General features: G+C 72.4%; 15 protein-coding genes and 1 riboswitch. Of the genes, 7 read left to right on the forward strand and 8 right to left on the reverse strand.

What is annotated here, in order from left to right:
• Positions 1–64 precede the first annotated feature (64 nt).
• Positions 65–1,081 (forward strand): DMT family transporter, encoded by a 1,017-nt coding sequence (locus OG435_RS09385; protein WP_266876367.1) that lies wholly within the window; start codon positions 65–67, stop codon positions 1,079–1,081.
• 84 nt (positions 1,082–1,165) lie between these two features.
• Here the strand turns inward: OG435_RS09385 and OG435_RS09390 are convergent, their stop codons facing one another.
• Positions 1,166–2,497, reverse strand: a complete 1,332-nt coding sequence (locus OG435_RS09390) for an aminotransferase class I/II-fold pyridoxal phosphate-dependent enzyme (protein ID WP_266876368.1) — start codon at positions 2,495–2,497, stop codon at positions 1,166–1,168.
• A 37-nt stretch (positions 2,498–2,534) separates the two neighbouring features.
• On the opposite strand from OG435_RS09390, the gene OG435_RS09395 reads away from it, so the two are divergent.
• Positions 2,535–3,260: a pyridoxamine 5'-phosphate oxidase family protein gene (locus OG435_RS09395; protein ID WP_266876369.1), complete on the forward strand. Its 726-nt coding sequence runs from the start codon at positions 2,535–2,537 to the stop codon at positions 3,258–3,260.
• On the opposite strand, the gene OG435_RS09400 is transcribed toward OG435_RS09395, so the two are convergent.
• Together OG435_RS09400 and OG435_RS09405 are read right to left on the reverse strand one after the other, a co-directional pair.
• Complete coding sequence (locus tag OG435_RS09400) at positions 3,247–4,317, reverse strand: DMT family transporter (protein ID WP_266876370.1); 1,071 nt, start codon at positions 4,315–4,317, stop codon at positions 3,247–3,249. The genes OG435_RS09395 and OG435_RS09400 overlap by 14 nt on opposite strands.
• A 165-nt stretch (positions 4,318–4,482) precedes the next feature.
• Entirely contained in the window at positions 4,483–5,445 is a 963-nt protein-coding gene (locus tag OG435_RS09405; protein ID WP_266876371.1) for an EamA family transporter, read from the reverse strand.
• 192 nt (positions 5,446–5,637) lie between these two features.
• Between OG435_RS09405 and OG435_RS09410 the strand changes: the two genes are divergently transcribed.
• A complete protein-coding gene (locus OG435_RS09410) occupies positions 5,638–6,066 on the forward strand; it encodes a type II toxin-antitoxin system Rv0910 family toxin (protein WP_266876372.1) in 429 nt (142 codons plus the stop codon).
• A 109-nt stretch (positions 6,067–6,175) separates the two neighbouring features.
• On the opposite strand, the gene OG435_RS09415 is transcribed toward OG435_RS09410, so the two are convergent.
• Positions 6,176–6,796, reverse strand: coding sequence for a PadR family transcriptional regulator (locus OG435_RS09415; RefSeq protein ID WP_266876373.1), 621 nt, complete (start codon positions 6,794–6,796; stop codon positions 6,176–6,178).
• A 181-nt stretch (positions 6,797–6,977) separates the two neighbouring features.
• Here OG435_RS09415 and OG435_RS09420 point away from each other — a divergent pair, with 181 nt between their 5' ends.
• Positions 6,978–7,802, forward strand: coding sequence for a PhzF family phenazine biosynthesis protein (locus OG435_RS09420; RefSeq protein ID WP_266876374.1), 825 nt, complete (start codon positions 6,978–6,980; stop codon positions 7,800–7,802).
• Positions 7,803–7,845: 43 nt separating this feature from the next.
• Here the strand turns inward: OG435_RS09420 and OG435_RS09425 are convergent, their stop codons facing one another.
• Together OG435_RS09425 and OG435_RS09430 are read right to left on the reverse strand one after the other, a co-directional pair.
• Positions 7,846–8,589 (reverse strand): CPBP family intramembrane glutamic endopeptidase, encoded by a 744-nt coding sequence (locus tag OG435_RS09425; RefSeq protein WP_266881588.1) that lies wholly within the window; start codon positions 8,587–8,589, stop codon positions 7,846–7,848.
• A gap of 238 nt (positions 8,590–8,827) precedes the next feature.
• Positions 8,828–10,342, reverse strand: coding sequence for a glutamate-cysteine ligase family protein (locus OG435_RS09430; protein WP_266876375.1), 1,515 nt, complete (start codon positions 10,340–10,342; stop codon positions 8,828–8,830).
• 512 nt (positions 10,343–10,854) lie between these two features.
• Here OG435_RS09430 and OG435_RS09435 point away from each other — a divergent pair.
• Complete coding sequence (locus OG435_RS09435) at positions 10,855–11,475, forward strand: hypothetical protein (RefSeq protein WP_266876376.1); 621 nt, start codon at positions 10,855–10,857, stop codon at positions 11,473–11,475.
• Positions 11,476–11,756: 281 nt separating this feature from the next.
• Entirely contained in the window at positions 11,757–11,963 is a 207-nt protein-coding gene (locus tag OG435_RS09440) for a DUF5999 family protein (protein WP_323187805.1), read from the forward strand.
• A 134-nt stretch (positions 11,964–12,097) separates the two neighbouring features.
• Here OG435_RS09440 and gcvP read toward each other — a convergent pair whose 3' ends face one another.
• Positions 12,098–14,983: an aminomethyl-transferring glycine dehydrogenase gene (gcvP, locus tag OG435_RS09445; protein ID WP_266876378.1), complete on the reverse strand. Its 2,886-nt coding sequence runs from the start codon at positions 14,981–14,983 to the stop codon at positions 12,098–12,100.
• A 198-nt stretch (positions 14,984–15,181) separates the two neighbouring features.
• Positions 15,182–15,280, reverse strand: a riboswitch (glycine riboswitch).
• A 120-nt stretch (positions 15,281–15,400) separates the two neighbouring features.
• Here gcvP and OG435_RS09450 point away from each other — a divergent pair.
• The gene (locus OG435_RS09450) at positions 15,401–15,766 is read left to right on the forward strand and encodes a PRC-barrel domain-containing protein (RefSeq protein WP_266876379.1); all 366 of its coding nucleotides are present in this window, start codon (positions 15,401–15,403) and stop codon (positions 15,764–15,766) included.
• Positions 15,767–15,969: 203 nt separating this feature from the next.
• On the opposite strand, the gene OG435_RS09455 is transcribed toward OG435_RS09450, so the two are convergent.
• Entirely contained in the window at positions 15,970–17,598 is a 1,629-nt protein-coding gene (locus tag OG435_RS09455) for a DNA polymerase IV (protein WP_266876380.1), read from the reverse strand.
• Positions 17,599–17,647 lie beyond the last annotated feature (49 nt).

The following is a 17,647-nucleotide window of genomic DNA, read 5'->3' on the forward strand; positions in this document are numbered from 1 at the left end:
TACGACGTCACCCCCAACAACTTTCGCTTGTCCTACGAGGTCGTGAGGGGCGAAGGTAGCTGTCATGAGCGCCCCCAGCATCCCGGTCCCCTCCAGCATCCCGGTCCCCTCCAGCACCCCGGTCCCCGCCGGCACCCCCGCCCCGACCGCCGTCACGCCCCCCACCACACCCCCCTCCGCCGGCCCCGCCCCGAAGGCTCCCGCCGGCGGCCGCCTGGACTGGCGCCTGCGCTTCGCGGTCCTCTCGGTGATCTGGGGCTTCAGCTTCCTGCTGATCAAGGTGGGCACGGAGGCCTACGCCCCGTTCCAGGTGGCCCTCGGCCGGGTCTTCTTCGGCGCGCTCGCCCTGCTCACCGTGCTCCTGATCCGCCGCGAACCGCTCCCCCGGGGCCGGCGCACCTGGGCCCACCTGACGGTGGCCGCGCTGCTGCTCAACACCGCCCCGTTCTCCCTCTTCGCGTACGCGGAACTGAGCATCCCCTCCAGCCTGGCGGGCATCTGCAACGCCACCTCCCCGCTGTGGGGCATGGCCCTCTCCCTGGTCGCGCTCTCCGAGGACCGCCCCACACGCCGCCGCTTCGCGGGCCTGGGTCTGGGCTTCCTCGGCGTCCTGACCGTCCTCGGCGCCTGGCAGGGCTTCTCGGGGCTCGACGCCGAGGGCACCGCGCTCGCCCTGCTGGCCGCGCTCTGCTATCCGATCGGCTGGATCTACGTACGCCGCACCCTGGCCTCCACGCCGGGCTCCCCGGTCGCCCTGACCGGCGCCCAGCTCCTGGTCTCCACCCTGCAACTGGCAGCGGTCAGCGCCCTGTTCACCTCGGCCCCGACCTCGTTCCCGCTCTGGCCGACCCTGTCGGTGATCGCCCTGGGCGCCCTGGGCACGGGCATGGCCCTGCAGATGCAGTACGGCCTGGTCACGGAGATCGGCCCGACCACCGCACAGATGGTCACGTACTTCATCCCGGTCATCGCGACGACGGCCGGCGTCCTGCTCCTGGACGAGCAGCTCCACTGGAACACCCCGGTGGGCGCGGCCATCGTCCTGGCCGGCGCGGCCCTCACGCAGACCCGACGCCGCTAGGCCGTCCCTTTCGGATCCTGTCGGCGGGGCCCGCCGGCCGGGCCCGGGTGCGCACCGGTCTCAGGTGCGCACCGGGCCCCGCCGTCAGTCCAGCCGCCCCCCGGACGCCGGGCGGACGGCCGAGGCCACCGCCTCCGCCAGCACCGGTACGTCCGCCAGGGACAGCGTCGACATCGTCATCCGCACCGCCGGCCCCGATTCCACCCTGAACCGGGCCCCCGGAGCGACCGCCCAGCCCGCGCCCAGCAGGCGCGTCACCACCGCCGTCTCCTCGGCGACGGGCACCCACACGTTCAACCCGCTCCTCCCCCGCGCGCTCACCCCGCGCCGGGCCAGTGCCGCGACCAGGCCGTCGCGGCGTTCCCCGTAGGACCGCGAGACCGCCGCGTGGTCGACCGCTCCGGCCTTCCACAGCTCCACCGCGGTGTACTGCAGCAGCCTGCTCACCCACCCGGGGCCCAGCCGCTGCCGCCCCCGGACCCGGTCGAGCGTGACCCCGTCCCCGGTCAGCACCGCGATCCGCAGGTCCGGTGCGTACGCCTTCGCGGTGGAGCGGATCAGCACCCAGTGGCGGGTCACCCCGCTCAGTGCGTGCAACGGCAGGTCCACGATGCCGTGTCCGTGGTCGTCGTCGACGACGACCACCTCCGGGTACCCGGCGAGCACCGCCCGCAGCTGCCCGGCCCGCTCGGCGCTCACCACCGCACCGGTCGGGTTCTGCGCCCGGGCCGTCACGAGCAGCGCCCGGGCGCCCTGGGCCAGCGCCCGTTCCACCGAGTCGGGCAGCGGCCCGTCGTCGTCCACGGCCACCGGCACCACCCGCAGCCCCAGCGCCGGGGCGAGGTCGAGCACGCTCCCCCACCCCGGGTCCTCGACCGCCACCGCGTCCCCGGGCCGCAGGTGCGCGGCCAGCACCCGCTCGATGCCGTCCAGCGCGCCCGAGACCACGGCCAGCTCCCCGGCCGGCACCCCGTCCGCGTCGAAGGCGGCCCTGGCGAGCCGGGCCAGCTCCGGAGCGACCGGGTCCTGGCCGTACAGCGTCGGCTCCGCGTCGTACCGGCGGGCCGCGCCCGCCAGCGCGTCCCCCAGCGGGGGCAGCAGCCGCACGTCCGGATTGCCGGAGGCGATGTCGCGCACCCCCTCCGGGACGGCCATCCGCAGCTGGTCGCGCGGCGCGGTCGCCGGGCGGGCCCGCACCCGGCTGCCGCGCCGTCCGTCGGTCTCGATGACCCCGCGCTCGCGCAGCGTGCGGTACGCGGCGGCCACGGTGTTGGGGTTCACCCCCAGCACACCCGCGAGCTCCCGCATCGGCGGCAACAGCGCTCCCGGCGCGAGCGCGCCCGAGGCGACGCCCGCTTCCACACTCGCGGCGATTTCCGATGCGCGCCGCCCGATGATCAGATACTCTCCTAGCACAAAGCCAAGTATGCACTAATACAACGGAGTCCGCACCATGAGCGTCACGCCCGCCACCGAGACCACCCCGGAGACGTCCACGGCACCGGCCGCGCCCGCGGATGCCCCGGCCACCGGGTACGCGCCGACCGACCGTACCGTCCCCAGCCGCTACCGCGACCGCGCGCACTACGACCACGAGACGGTGCACTCGATACTGGACGCGGCCTTCCTCTGCCACCTCGGCTTCATCCGCGACGGCGCGCCGGTGGTCCTGCCGACCCTCTTCGGCCGGGTCGGCCAGACCCTCTACGTGCACGGCTCCACGGGCTCGCGCCCGCTCCTCGCGGCCGACAAGGCCGACCCGGGGCTGCCGGTCTGCCTCACCGTGACGCACCTCGACGGCCTGGTCCTGGCCCGCTCCGCCTTCCACCACTCGCTCAACTACCGCTCGGTGGTGGTGCACGGCACCGCCCACCAGGTGACCGACCCCGAGGAGCGCCGGATCGCCCTCGACGCCCTCGTCGACCAGGTCGTCCCGGGCCGCTCGGCCGACTCCCGGCCGGCGAACGCCAAGGAGCTCGCGGCCACCGCCGTGATCCGCCTGGACCTGAACGAGGTGTCCGCCAAGGTCCGCAGCGGCGGCCCGGGCGACGACGCCGAGGACCTCGATCTGCCGTACTGGTCCGGTGTGGTCCCGGTCGCGCCGGCGTACGGGACCCCGGTCCCGGCCGCCGACCTCGCCGCGGGCATCCCCGTCCCGGACTACGTCACCGCGCTCTGACGACCGCCTCCGCGGCGAGGGCGGGCCGGACCTCCGGCCCGCCCTTCGGCGCATCCACGTTCCCGGTGCCCGCGGGACGCCGCGACTCTGCGGCGATCAGCGCCCCCACCGCCGTCAGCAGGAGTACGGTGCCCAGCGCCACCGCGCCGGTCAGCCGCTCCCCGAGCACCAGGACGGCGATCGCCGCCGCGCCGACGGGCTCGATCAGCATGATCACGGACACGGTCGCGGCCCGGACCGCGGCGGCCCCGCTGAAGTAGAGCGCGTAGGCCAGCGCGGTCGGCACGGTGGCCATGTAGGCGAGCAGCCAGAGCACCCGGACGGGCTCCGCGGTATGCGGCATCAGCCCCTCCAGCAGGGCGAACGGCAGCAGGCACGCCGTGCCCACCCCGACGGACCAGACGGTGGTGACGAGCGGGTCCCCGCCCGTCCCGCGCCGCCCGAGCAGCCTGGCCCGCAGGGTCATGGCCCCGTAGCCGCCGGCCGACAGCAGCGCCCAGCCGACGCCGAGCGGCCGCACCTCGCCGCCCCCACCGCCGAGGACGAGCACGGCCAGCCCGGCCAGCGCCCCTGCGACCGCGACGATCCCGCCCCGGCCGAGCCGCTCCCCCATCCAGTACCGGGCCCCGAGCGCGATGAGCACGGGCCCGGATCCGAGGGTGACCACGGTGGCCACGGCGAGGCCGGTCTCCCGCACGGCGGCGAAGTACGCGGACTGGAAGAGGGTGAACATGAGCCCGGTCCCGATGAGCGACCCCACCGATGCCCGCGCCCGGACGGTCCGCGCCCGGACGGCACCACCCGTGACCGCCCCTTCCTCAACGGCACCGACCCGCGGGCGTCGGCGTACGGCGAGCACCGCGAGCAGCACCGCCAGCCCGCCCGCGCACCGCCAGAACGACAGGGCGAGCGGGCCGAGGTCACTGGCGAGGTAGAGCAGCGAGGCCGCCGCCCCCGCCGTGCCCCAGGCGGTTCCGGCGATGACGAGGTAGAGCAGGCTGCGCCCGGTGGCGGGCGTTTGGTCCGACTGGTTCGAATGGTCCGGCTGGATCGACACGAGAGGTCTCCGCGCGTGCGTGAAGGATGAAAGGAACAGGTCATCGCTTCGCGGGCAGCGCGAATCCGCCCGGGACACGGCCCGGGCCGGGTTCTTCTGCGTGGTGGCAGCCGCCCGCGCTAGACGGCGGGAGGCGGAAGCACGGTCATCGGCATGATCGCGAGCCTAGACCTTGCTCGGATCGTGGTCCAGAGCGGCCACCGGCTCGGCGACCCCGGGCGGCGCGGGCTTCCGGGAGGTCTGCGCAATGAACGCCCCGCCCAGCACCAGCGCGCCGCCGATGATCTGCCAGGTCGAGAGGTGCTCGCCCAGGAGCACCCAGGCCAGTACGGTCGCCACGACCGCCTCCAGGCAGGCCACCACGCCGGCGACCTGCGGGGACAGCTTGCGCACGGAGACGACGCCGGTCAGGTACGCGAACACGGTCGCGATCAGCACCACCCAGCCGACCAGCGCGTACGCGGGCACCATCAGGTCCCCGAGCGCCGCCTCGCCGCCGAGCACCTGCCAGTCGATCCCCCAGGGCCGGGCGATCACGGTCATCACGAGGGTGCCGACGATCATGCCGTACGTGATCACGCCGATCGGGTCCGGCACGTCGTCCCCGTCGCTGCCCTGGTCGGCGAAGACGAAGTAGAAGGCCTGGCAGCAGGCGGCCGCGAGGCCGAGCAGCACGCCGAGCGGGTCCAGGCTCAGCCCGGCCCAGATCTGCACCACGCAGGCGAGACCCACGACGGCGACGGCGGCTCCGGCCGCGGCGGCCCGGGTCACGGGCTTGCGCTGCACGAAGCGGATCCAGCCGAGCAGCAGCGCGGGGCCGAGGTACTCCAGCAGCAGCGCGACACCGACGGGGATCCGGGACAGCGAGGCGAAGTAGAAGGCCTGCACGCCGGCCACGGCGACGATCCCGAAGCCCGCGAGCAGCAGGGGTTTGCGGCGTACGAGATCGCGATGGCGCCAGGCCAGCGGGGACAGCACGAGGGCCGCCCCGGCCACCCTGAGCCAGACCACGTGGAGCGGGTCCAGACCCGCCTCGATCAGCGGCTTCGCCGCCACACCCGAACTACCGAACGCGATCGCCGCAATGAGGGCGAGGCCCAGTCCGGCATGTCTCCCTGACGCTTGCATTCGAACATCATGGCAGGGCCGGCCAGGAGCGACGAGGCCGTGACACCTGTTGAGACGCTCCCGAGACCGACCCGGCGCCGGCCGGGTCCACAGCCGCCCCGCCCTCCAATATCTGACAGGTCGTCAGTCTTGAATGTTGCGCCCCCCGGGACTACCTTCCGCCGCACGTACCTGACGAGAAGGGGTGGTCGCATGGCTGAAGTCACCGCGGAATCACGCATCGAGGCGTCCGCCGCGAAGCTCTGGTCCCAGCTGACCGACTGGGACGCTTACGGCCAGTGGAGCATGACCCACACCAACTTCCCGAAGGGCGGTCCCGAGACCCTCGCAGTGGGTTCCACCTTCGCCGAGAACATGAAGATGATGGGCTTCCCCGCCGAGGTCCTCTGGACGGTATCGGAGCTGGAGGACGAGCGCGTCTTCGCGATCACCGGCAAGGGGCCGATGGGCGTGGCCGTCCTGACCCGCTACACCCTGATCCCGGACGGCGAGGCCACCACCGTCCGCATCGACGGCGAGTTCACCGGCGCCGCGGTCTCCCTCATGGCGGGCAAGCTCAAGGACTCGGCCACCGCCGCCCTGAACGAGTCGCTCCGCAAGCTCTCCGGCCTGGTCGTCTGACCACCCCTCCCGAACGAGCAGGTCCGTACACACCCGGACACGACGGCGCGCCCCGCGATCTTTCTCGCGGGGCGCGCCGTCGTGTGCGGGAGGTCCCGCCGGCTCGCACTCAGTGCTCGTCGGCCAGGATCAGGTAGAGCTTCTTGCGGGTGTCGTTGATGACGGCGAGGGCCTTCTCCCGCTGCGCGGGAGTGCCGGTCTTGAAGACCTGGCCGAAGGCCTCCATCAGGCCGAATCCGGCCGTCCGGACCTCGTTCATCGCCTCGAAGTCGAAGCCCCTGCCGGCCTCCGCCCAGGGGGCGTCCGGGCCGGACTCGGCCTCGGTGCGGCCGGCCTCGGTGAGCGTGAACAGCTTCTTGCCGCCCTCGCTCTCGCTGGTGATGAGGCCCTCGTCCTCCAGGAGCTGCAGGGTCGGGTAGACCGACCCCGGGCTGGGCTTCCAGGCCCCGCCGCTGCGCTCGCCGATCTCCTGGATCATCTCGTAGCCGTGCATCGGCCGGTCGGCGAGCAGCGCCAGGAGGGAGGCGCGCACATCACCCCGCCGGGCCCGGCCACGCGGTCCGCCGCGTCCGCCCCGCCCGCCGAAGGGCCCGCCGCCGAAGGGCGGCCCGAACGGCCCGAAGGCGGCACGCCGCCCCTGGAACTCCTCCCGACGGTCCGGCCCGCAGTGGCCGTGACCCCGTCCGTGCTCATGTCCGTGGTCGTGTCCGTGCTGTCCGTGTGAACGCATGACTGCGCTCCTTTCCTCATTCGGTACTCGTTGTCGCTGTTGCGATGTCTCTACTATCGCTGACCCATCGCGATGCGTCAACGATATATCGGAATCTTCTTCAGCGAACAGCCGTCGACCAGTCCAGTCATCCCGGATTGGCCTTTGCAGGCGGCTTCGCCGCGTCCCTACCGTCGGTGACATGCGCATCCGAATCGTCGACGCCTTCACCGACCGCCCGTTCGGCGGCAACCCCGCCGGAGTCCTCCTCCTCGAAGGCGAGGGCGGGTTCCCCCCGGACGCCTGGCTCCAGCAGGTCGCCACCGAGGTCAACCTCTCCGAGACCGCCTTCGTCCATCCGCTCCCGCCGGGTGGCGAGGCGGACTGGGCGCTGCGGTGGTTCACCCCGGGCGGCGAGGTCGACATGTGCGGCCACGCGACGCTGGCCACCGCCCACGTCCTGGCCACCAGCGGCCTGGCGACCGGGACGGTCCGCTTCTCCGCCCGCTGCGGGATCCTGGCGGTCACGGCCGCCGAGGACGGGACCCTGGTCATGGACTTCCCGACCTCCTCCCTGACCGAGGTCGAGCCGGACGCCGCCGTGGAGCGCGCGCTCGGCGCCACGGCCAAGTCGGTCCACGACACCGCCGCGCACATCGGGGACCTCGTGGTGGAGCTGGCCGACGAGCGGGCCGTACGGGAGCTCACGCCGGACCACGCCGCCCTGCGCGGCCACTCCCGGCGCGGCATCATCGTGACCGCGCCGGCCGAGGACCCCTCCCGCGGCTACGACTTCGTCTCGCGCGGCTTCTTCCCCGCCCTCGGCATCAACGAGGACCCGGTCACCGGCAGCGCCCACACCGCACTGGCCCCTTTCTGGGCGCAGCGCCTCGGCCGCACGGAGCTCGTCGGCCTCCAGGGCGGAGCCCGCACCGGCCTGGTCCGGGTCCGGCTGCTGGGCGACCGCACGCTGCTGATCGGGCGCGCGGTCACGGTCGTCGACGGCGAGCTGCTCACCGCCCCGTAGGCGGGCGGGCGCCGGCCCTACGCGGGGTGCCTGGGACGGAAACCTACGGGGTGGGCAGCCAGCCCACCTTGCCCGCCAGCAGGGCGTACCCGCCGAAGGCCACGATGTCGAGCAGCGCGTGCGCGACGACCAGCGGTCCGACCCGGCCCCAGCGCCGGTAGGCGAGGACGAAGACGACGCCCATCACCACGTTCCCGATGAATCCGCCGATGCCCTGGTAGAGGTGGTACGAGCCACGCAGCACGGAGCTGGCCATCAGCGCGGCCATCGGCGACCAGCCGAGCTGCCCGAGCCTGCGCAGCAGGTAGGCCAGCACGATGACCTCCTCCACCACGGAGTTCTGCACCGCGGAGAGGATCAGCACGGGGAACTTCCACCACACGTCGGGCAGCGCCTCGGGCACCACCGTGAGGTTGAAGCCGGTCGCCCGCGCCCCCAGGTAGAAGGTCAGTCCCGCGCTGCCGATGCAGGCGGCGACGAGCGCGCCCCGGCCCAGGTCCCACCAGGGCCTGGTCCGGTCGAAGCCCAGCACCTTCAGCCCGGGCGCGCCCTCACGGGTCAGCAGGTGCGCGACGAGCAGGACGGGTACGAGGGCGCTGGCGATGCCGAACAGCTGCCAGGCCAGGTCCAGCCAGGGACGGCCGGGGGCGTACGAGCCGTTGAGCGTGGCGGCCTGGTCCTTGAGCCCGCCCGGCTTGGTCAGCGAGCCGATGAAGCTGATCAGCGCCGAGACCCCGCTCGCGCCCAGCGACAGCGCGAGCACGAGCAGCGTCTCGGTGCGCAGCATCGCCCGCCCGCCCGCGCGCTCGCCGAGCTCGAGCTCCCCGATCTCCGGTTCCGGCTCCGTCCGCACGCCCGTCTCCCGTCCCGCCACCGCTGCGACATCTCGCGGGGCGCCCCGCCCCGATGACCCCATACTGCCTCCTCCGCGAGGCGCGGGGATCATCGGGCGGGACCGGAGGGGCCCCGGAACCGGTCCGCGGCCGGCGCTCGGCTGGTGCTGGGGGCGACGGCCGGGCCGGCGGTCAGGCCGTGGGTCCACCCCCCAGGCCCACCGGCCAGGTGTGCACGGGATCGCCCCGGTGACTCAGCTCGCTGTAGCGGCGCGTGGTCGCGGCCAGCGCCGCGTCCCGCTCCAGCCCGCCCGCGAGGGCCCGGTGGTACGTGTCCACCTGCCAGGTGGCTCCGTTCACCCGGCGCCGGCACCGCTCCTCGATGATGCCGAGGTAGTGGTCCCGGTCGGCGGGCTCGATGCCCCAGGCGTCCAGTCCGGCCGCCGCCATGGGCAGCAGTTCCTCCAGTACCAGCCGGACCGCGGGCACGCTCGCCAGTCCCCCGCCCCGGCCCCGGCGCGGCCAGCGCACCCGGGCGTCGATGCCGTAGCGGCAGGCCGCGTCGAAGTTGGCCTCCGCCTCCGCGAAGGGCAGCCGGCTCCACACCGGGCGCTGCTCGTCCGCGAGGGTCCGTACCAGCCCGTAGTAGAAGGCCGCGTTGGCGACGACGTCGGCCACCGTGGGGCCGGCGGGCAGCACCCGGTTCTCCACGCGCAGGTGCGGCACCCCGTCGGCGATCCCGTAGACGGGCCGGTTCCAGCGGTAGACGGTGCCGTTGTGCAGCACCATCTCCTGCAGGCTCGGCACCCCGCCCTCGGCGAGCACCCGCAGCGGCTCCTCCTCGTCGCAGATCGGCAGCAGGGCCGGGAAATAGCGGACGTTCTCGGCGAAGAGCTCGTACGCCGAGTCCACCCACCGCTCGCCGAACCAGGTGCGCGGGCGCACCCCCTGCGCCTGGAGTTCGGGCGGCCGGGTGTCGGTGGCCTGCTGGAAGAGCGGCGGCCGCGATTCCCGCCACAGCTCCCGCCCGAACAGGAAGGGCGAGTTGGCGCCCACGGCTATCTGTACGGCCGCCACCGCCTGGGCCGCGTTCCACACGTCCGCGAAGCGCCCCGGAGTCACCTGCAGGTGCAGTTGTACGGAGGTGCAGGCGGCCTCCGGCACGATCGACCCGGAGGTCCAGGTCAGCCGCTCGACCCCCTCGATGTCGAGGACGAAGTCCTCGCCCCGCATCATCAGGATCTGCTCGTTGAGCAGGGAGTAGCGGTCCACCGCCGACAAGTTGGCGGTGACCAGGTCGGTGCGGGAGATCGTCGGCAGAATTCCGATCATGACCACCCCGGCGCCGACGTCCAGAGCCTGCCGGTGGGCATAGCCGAGGCCCGCACTGAGTTCCTCGGCGAGCTGGTCGAATACCCGGCCGCCGAGCCGGTGCGGGAGGACGTTCACCTCCAGGTTGAACATTCCCAGTTCCGTCTGGAAATCGTTGCTCGCAATACGCTCAAGGACCTGGGCATTCACCATTCTCGGCAACCCGTCGGCACCAGCCAGATTCAACTCGATCTCCAGCCCCATCATGTTCTTGGGGCGATCGAACCTCTTCTCCTCCAGAAGTCGCTCCAGTACCTCCAGGCACTCGTGAAGCTTCCTCCGGTACCGTTGCCGATCGGACAGGTCGAATCCGCCCGCCACGACCTTCTCCCCCATCGGAGCGTCCCTCCTCGACTGGGCCCGGCCGGCGTCGAATGATCCGCCACCCGGGCGCGCGTTACGGTCGATGATGCCCCGGCGGCGTGATCGATAACGCGGAGGGGCCGTGTCTGGCGGGGAGCGCGCGCCGGTTTGGCCGACGGGCGCTTTGGCACATTCACCTGGCAAGCACCGATACGCAAATACAGTGTAGAACTTGCCGGTTATCGATAAACAACGCTTTTCAGCCGAGCCCTCATCCGGTAACCTCCGAGGTCAGCGCGGAACTTTTGCGCGCGCCCGGCATGAATGCCACGTCAGCGGGACCGGTAAGCGCCTTGTCGGAAATGGGCGGGACAGCTAGCCGAAACACTGAGTGAACACATGTCAGATAAACTCCGCAAGCGAGGCAGAGAGTTGGCGCGCGGCCATTGCCCCTCCGCCCCCCTCTGACCCCAGAATGCGACAGCGCCGTCCGCACCCCACACCCGCCCCGTTCCACAGGTCTCCCTAGCGAGAGGCGACCCACCATGCCGCTGCACGTCCCTCCGGCTCCCGCGCCCGCCCTGCGCAGCGTCCTCGCGGCCCTCGGCTCCCCCACCGCCGTCCATGAGGCGCACACCCCGGCCCTGCGCGCCCTCCAGGGGCCGATGACCGCCGAACTGCCGTTGCCCGTCCACGTCCTGGACCGGCTGCACATCTCCGGGCTGACCGCGGGCGGCAGGCCCCCGCGCACCCGGCTGACCGGCTGGCGGTTCCTGATCCGCAGCGGGGACCGCTACGTCGCCGCGGCCGACACCCGGCTGACACCGGACGGGTGGGCCTTCTCCCACTTCTTCGAGGGCCCCTACGTCGCCGCCACCGAACGCGCGCTGCGCCAGGCCGAATCGCTCGGCAAGAACTACCAGCCCCGCCTGCTGTCCGTACCGGAGCTGTACATGCTGACCCTGTGGCTGCACGGATCGGTGGGCGCCGACGCCTCCGCCGGCCTGCCGGCCGCCGCCGACCTCCTGGTCCCCCTCGCCCCCGCCCCGCCCGGCATCGCCGCCTACCGACCGCACCCCGTGTCCGAACTGCTGCCCGTACTGACCCACCGGCTCACGCCGACGGCCCCTCCGGTACCGCCCTCCGTGGCCGCACCGGCCGCCTGACCCGGCTCCTGGCCGGTTCTGCCCATTCGGCCTAGCCCACTCGGGCCCCCGGTGAACCATCCGAAATGACAGGGGAGTTGACCTGAACCGCCCGCACGGGTGATGCGTCATCAATCTATGAGGACAGCTGCCGGGAAATCCCTGCGGACACCGTGCCGTGGGGCAACACTGGGGACCCTGACCGAGCCAAGTCGTCGTTGATACGGGGGGCGGCCATGAACCACGCGCACAACGCACCGAGCCGCAGCACACAGACCACACCGCAGCGAAAGAACGCATCCATGTGCCAGCACAAGCCAGCATGCCCGACCGCCGACTCAGCCGACAGGGAGGCCGCGCACCCCGTGGCCGTTCACCCGGAACAGGGCTGGAGCCTGCTGTGCAACGGCGTCCTGCTGTTCGAGGACACCGGTGAGCTGCTGCCGGACGGCCAGATCATCGCCCCGAACCGCCCGCTCGCGGCGGCGCAGGTGATGAAGGCGGCCTAGCCGACGACGCAAACGAAAGGGGCCGGCCCAGGAGGAAACTCCCGGACCGGCCCCTTCGTCACGTCACAGTGCCACGTCGCCGCGTCACGTCACTGCGTCGGTCACGTCACTGCGCCATGGGACGTGCCACTACATCAGTTGTCGTACTCGTCCAGCGGCGGGCAGGAACACACCAGGTTCCGGTCGCCGAACGCACCGTCGATGCGGCGCACCGGCGGCCAGTACTTCTCCGCGGCCGACACCCCGCCCGGGAAGACGGCCTCGTCGCGGGTGTACGGGTGGTTCCACTCGCCGCCCAGCGCCGCCGCCGTGTGCGGGGAGTTGGCCAGCGGGTTGTCGTCCACCGGCCACTCGCCGCCCGCGACCCGCTCGATCTCGGCGCGGATGGCGATCATCGCGTCGCAGAAGCGGTCGATCTCGGCGAGGTCCTCGGACTCCGTCGGCTCGATCATGAGCGTGCCGGCGACCGGGAAGGACATGGTCGGCGCGTGGAACCCGTAGTCGATCAGGCGCTTGGCGATGTCGTCGATGCTCACGCCGGTCGCCTTCGACAGCGGGCGCATGTCGATGATGCACTCGTGCGCGACCAGGTTGCCCGGGCCGGTGTAGAGCACCGGGTAGTGCGGCTCGAGGCGCTTGGCGATGTAGTTGGCGCCGAGCACCGCCACCTGGGTGGCGCGCTTGAGGCCCTCGCCGCCCATGAGGCGCACGTACGACCAGGAGATCGGCAGGATGCCGGCCGAACCCCACGGCGCGGCCGAGATCGGGCCGACGCCCGTCTCGGGACCGGCGGTCGGCTGCAGCGGGTGGTTGGGCAGGTACGGGGCCAGGTGCTCCCGGACACCGACCGGGCCGACGCCCGGGCCGCCGCCGCCGTGCGGGATGCAGAAGGTCTTGTGCAGGTTCAGGTGCGAGACGTCGCCGCCGAAGTGACCCGGCTTGGCCAGGCCCACCAGGGCGTTGAGGTTGGCGCCGTCCACGTAGACCTGGCCGCCGGCGTCGTGCACCTGGGCGCAGATGTCCGCGACGTGCTCCTCGAACACACCGTGCGTGGAGGGGTACGTGATCATCAGTACGGCGAGCTCGTCGCGGTACTGCTCGATCTTGGCGCGCAGGTCGTCCGCGTCCACCTCGCCGTCGTCGGCGGTCTTGACGACGACCACCTTCATGCCGGCCATCACGGCGCTCGCGGCGTTGGTGCCGTGCGCGGAGGACGGGATGAGGCAGACCGTGCGCTGCTCGTTGCCGTTCGCCCGGTGGTAGGCGCGGACGGCCAGCAGGCCGGCGAGCTCGCCCTGGGAGCCGGCGTTCGGCTGAATGGAGACCTTGTCGTAGCCGGTGACCTCGCAGAGACGTTCCTCCAGCTCAGTGATGAGCGTGAGGTACCCCTCGGCCTGCTCGACCGGGGCGAACGGGTGCACCTGGCCGAATTCCGGCCAGGTGACCGACTCCATCTCGGTGGTCGCGTTGAGCTTCATGGTGCAGGAGCCCAGCGGGATCATGCCGCGGTCCAGCGCGTAGTCCTTGTCCGAGAGCTTGCGCAGGTAGCGCAGCATCGCGGTCTCGGAGCGGTGCTGGTGGAAGACCGGGTGGGTCAGGTACGCGTCCGAGCGCAGCAGCCCCTCGGGCAGCGCCTCGGCCGTGGTCCCGTCCAGCGCCTCGATGTCGGCGGTGACGCCGAAAGCGGTCCAGACGGCCTCGATGTCGGCGCGCAGGGTCGTCTCGTCACAGGCGATGGAGACGAGGTCCGCGTCGACCTGGAAGAGGTTGACTCCACCCTCGCGGGCGGCTGCCACGACCTCGGCGGCCCGGCCCGGAACCCGGACCGTAAGGGTGTCGAAGTACGAGCCGTGCACGACCTCGACCCCGCCGGCCGTCAGGCCCGCGGCCAGCAGGCTGGCGTAGCGGTGGGTGCGGCGGGCGATCGTACGCAGCCCGTCCGGGCCGTGGTAGACGGCGTACATGCCGGCCATGACGGCGAGGAGCACCTGCGCGGTACAGATGTTGCTGGTGGCCTTCTCGCGGCGGATGTGCTGCTCACGAGTCTGCAGCGCCAGGCGGTAGGCCTTGTTGCCGTCCGCGTCCACGGAGACGCCGACGAGGCGGCCGGGCAGCGAGCGGGCGTGCTTGGCCTGGACGGCCATGTAGCCGGCGTGCGGTCCGCCGAAGCCCATCGGGACGCCGAAGCGCTGGGTGGTGCCGACGGCGATGTCCGCGCCCAGCTCGCCCGGGGAGGTCAGCAGCGTCAGGGCGAGCAGGTCGGCGGAGACGGCGACGATGGCGCCGAGCCCGTGCGCCTGCTCGATGACCGGCTTGATCTCCCGCACCGCGCCGGAGGCACCCGGGTACTGGAGCAGCACGCCGTAGACGCCGCGCTCGACGATCTCGGCCGGGATCCCCTCGCTCAGATCGGCGACGACGACCTCGATGCCGATCGGCTCGGCACGGGTCTGGATCACCGCGATGGTCTGCGGCAGCGCGTCGGCGTCGACGAGGAAGACGTTGCCCTTGGCCTTGCCCACGCGGCGGGCCAGGGTCATGGCCTCGGCGGCCGCCGTGCCCTCGTCGAGGAGGGAGGCGCCGGAGGTCGGCAGACCGGTCAGCTCGGCGACGACGGTCTGGAAGTTCAGCAGGGCTTCGAGGCGGCCCTGGGAGATCTCCGGCTGGTACGGCGTGTACGCCGTGTACCAGGCCGGGTTCTCCATGACGTTGCGCAGGATCACCGGCGGCGTGAAGGTGCCGTAGTAACCCAGGCCGATCATGGAGGAGAGGACCTGGTTGCGGTCGGCGAGCTCGCGCAGCTCGGCGAGCACCTCGGCCTCGGTCCGCGCCTCGGGCAGGTTCAGCGCGGCGGTGGTCTTGATCACATCCGGCACCGCGGCGGCGGTGAGCTCGTCGAGGGAGCCGTAGCCCACCTGAGCGAGCATCTTCGCCTGCGCCTCGGCATCCGGGCCGATGTGGCGCTGCTCGAAGGGGATGCCTCGCTCCAGCTGGGAGAGCGGAATGCGGTTGGCGGTCATGTACGGAGGCCTCCTGGTCGTACGACCTGCGAGGGGCACCACGGCGCGGGCACCCGGACGGCCTCCCCCTCTGTCATCACAACCTGAGAGCTTCACCGGGCCGCGCGGGGATCGCCCACGAGATCCGGCTTTCACCGTCGGTGAGGAGAGGGACCGGCACTGCGCGCCCGGTACCCGCCCCTGCTTTCCAGAGTGGCCTCACCACGTGCGGTACGTATGCCTGAGAGATTCCGGGGAGGATTTGCTCCTTCGGCGCCTCCGTCTCACTCACTCGGAGGACTCTCCCGCACAGGGTCAACAGCCGTCACCCAGCCTACCAGCGAGGATCTGGGCGCTTCCCGTCGAGTGGCCCCCTCTCCGGAAATGCACTTCTGTAGTCATTACGGAGGAGTTGCGCCCAAATGGAGGGACCGGACCGTGCAGACCGACATCGATCCCCGCAGCCTGATCGGCCGCAAGGCGTTCGACCGCAATGGCACCAAGATCGGCACCGTCGACGAGGTCTACCTCGACGACGCCACGGGCGTCCCGGAATGGGCCGCCGTACGCACCGGCCTCTTCAGCCGGGACGCCTTCGTCCCGCTGGAGCCCAGCGAGATGGTGGGCGACACCCTGCGCGTGCCCTTCGAACGCGCCCTCATCAGGGACGCCCCCGACTTCGGCGTCGGCCGCCACCTCTCCCCCGAACAGGAGCTGCAGCTCTACCACCACTACGGCCTGGACCTGGCCCTCCCCTCAGACTTCCACCACGACTTCGGCCACACACCCCCGGACACCCCCTGACCCCTGGCACATCCACCCCTTCCGGGCACATCCAGCCCTTCGGCCCCATCCAGCCCCTCCGGCGTTTGAGGAGCGGGGGTCCGGGGGCTGGCCCCCGGCAACAGCGCCGCACGCGGCAACGGGTCCGGGGCGAAGCCCCGGGGAACGGTGGAAGGGCGGGTAGGGGACAGCCCCACAGGGCCCACCCCACCCCACCCCACTGCCTACCCAGTCCCCCCGACCCCCAAGGCCCGGTCCCCGACCAACGGCATCGGATCGGACGCCTCCAACTCGGGATCGTCCACCAGAAACGTCCGCACCCGGCCGGGCGGAGATCCAGGCTCCTCGAACCGTACGGTCACCCGCCCGACCCCACTGCCCTGCACCCACCCCGGCCCGTACACCGCATGCCGCACATCCCCCCCGGCCGCCCACCGCCGCTCAGGCACACCCTCGACACCCTCCACCCCCACCCCGCCCCCACGCCCCGACTCAGCCCCCTGCCCGTCCCCGGGGCCCTGCCCCAGCCCCTGCCCCACGGCCTCCCCCTCCGCCGATCCGGCACCCCGCTCCCGCCCAGCGGCCTCCCCCGGCCCCTGCCCGGCGGCTCCCGGCCCCACCACGGCCCCCCGCCCGGCACCGCCCTCCAGGGCCTGGCCCCGGACCTCGGCCTCCGGCCCCCCGCCGACTGCCCGTTCCACATCGGGATCTACATCGGAATCCGCACCAGGATCCGGGCCCGGCCCCGCACCCTCCCCCACCCCGGCCCGCGCAGCCATCGCGTCGGCGAACGCGAACAGATCCTCCTGCGTATAGTCCGCCAGCCCCGTCACCCCCACCCCCAGCAGCCGCACCCCGCCCGTGGTGTCCACGGCCTCCAGCAGCCGGCCGGCGGCCTCCCGAACCACCGCGGGGTCGTCCGTGGGCCCCCGGAGGGTTTCCGAGCGGGTGAGCGTGGAGAAGTCGTACCGCCGAACCTTGAGCACGATGGTCCGGCCCGAGTGCCCCGACCCCCGCAGCCGCTCCACGCACCGGTCCGCGAGCCGCTGCACCTCGCCCCGGATCCGCACCCGGTCGTGCAGGTCCACGTCGAAGGTGTCCTCCACGGAGACGGATTTCGCATCGCGCTCGGCGACCACCGGCCGCTCGTCCACGCCCAGCGCCATCCGGTACAGCCCGAGCCCGTGCGAGCGCCCCACCATCCGGACCAGTTCGTCCTCACCGGCCTCCGCGAGCTCCCCCACCGTGGTGATCCCGGCCCGCCGCAGGTGCTCCCCCGTGGCCGGCCCCACCCCGGGCAGGGTCCGTACCGACATCGGTGCCAGATGTGCCCGCTCCGTGCCGACCTCGATCAGCAGCAGCCCGGCCGGCTTGGCCTCCTCCGAGGCGACCTTCGCCAGCATCTTGGACCCCGCGAGCCCCACCGACCCGCTCAGCCCGGTCGCGGCGGCGATATCGGCCCTCAGCCGCTCCCCGACGGCCCGCGCGGACTCCGCGTCGAAGGCGACGCCGCCCGCCTCCAGGTCCACGAAGGCCTCGTCCAGGCTCAGCGGCTCCACGAGGGGGGACAGTTCCCGGAGCATCCCCATGACCATGTCGCTGACCTCGCGGTACAGGCTGAAGCGCGGGATCAGGCACGCGCCGTTCGGGCAGAGCCGCCGCGCCTGGGCCATCGGCATGGCCGAATGCACCCCGAAGCGCCTGGCCTCGTAGGAAGCGGTGGCGACGACCCCGCGCGGCCCCAGCCCGCCCACGATGACGGCCTTGCCGCGCAGGCTCGGCTTCGACGCCTGCTCCACGGAGGCGTAGAAGGCGTCCATGTCCAGGTGCAGGATGGTCGGCGCGGATCTCACAGCTCCGATGCTGCCCTACGCCACTGACAATCGGCCCGCCCCGCAGCGG

This window comes from Streptomyces sp. NBC_01264, assembly GCF_026340675.1.
Classification (GTDB): Bacteria; Actinomycetota; Actinomycetes; order Streptomycetales; family Streptomycetaceae; genus Streptomyces.

Bases quoted from the DNA above. Each gene is read 5' to 3' on its own strand.
- OG435_RS09425 (WP_266881588.1), bottom strand. From the start codon at position 8,589: ATGCTGCGCACCGAGACGCTGCTCGTGCTCGCGCTGTCGCTGGGCGCG.
- OG435_RS09430 (WP_266876375.1), bottom strand. From the start codon at position 10,342: ATGGGGGAGAAGGTCGTGGCGGGCGGATTCGACCTGTCCGATCGGCAA.
- OG435_RS09440 (WP_323187805.1), top strand. From the start codon at position 11,757: ATGTGCCAGCACAAGCCAGCATGCCCGACCGCCGACTCAGCCGACAGG.
- OG435_RS09435 (WP_266876376.1), top strand. From the start codon at position 10,855: ATGCCGCTGCACGTCCCTCCGGCTCCCGCGCCCGCCCTGCGCAGCGTC.
- OG435_RS09420 (WP_266876374.1), top strand. From the start codon at position 6,978: ATGCGCATCCGAATCGTCGACGCCTTCACCGACCGCCCGTTCGGCGGC.
- OG435_RS09415 (WP_266876373.1), bottom strand. From the start codon at position 6,796: ATGCGTTCACACGGACAGCACGGACACGACCACGGACATGAGCACGGA.
- OG435_RS09385 (WP_266876367.1), top strand. From the start codon at position 65: ATGAGCGCCCCCAGCATCCCGGTCCCCTCCAGCATCCCGGTCCCCTCC.
- OG435_RS09410 (WP_266876372.1), top strand. From the start codon at position 5,638: ATGGCTGAAGTCACCGCGGAATCACGCATCGAGGCGTCCGCCGCGAAG.
- gcvP (WP_266876378.1), bottom strand. From the start codon at position 14,983: ATGACCGCCAACCGCATTCCGCTCTCCCAGCTGGAGCGAGGCATCCCC.
- OG435_RS09405 (WP_266876371.1), bottom strand. From the start codon at position 5,445: ATGCAAGCGTCAGGGAGACATGCCGGACTGGGCCTCGCCCTCATTGCG.
- OG435_RS09395 (WP_266876369.1), top strand. From the start codon at position 2,535: ATGAGCGTCACGCCCGCCACCGAGACCACCCCGGAGACGTCCACGGCA.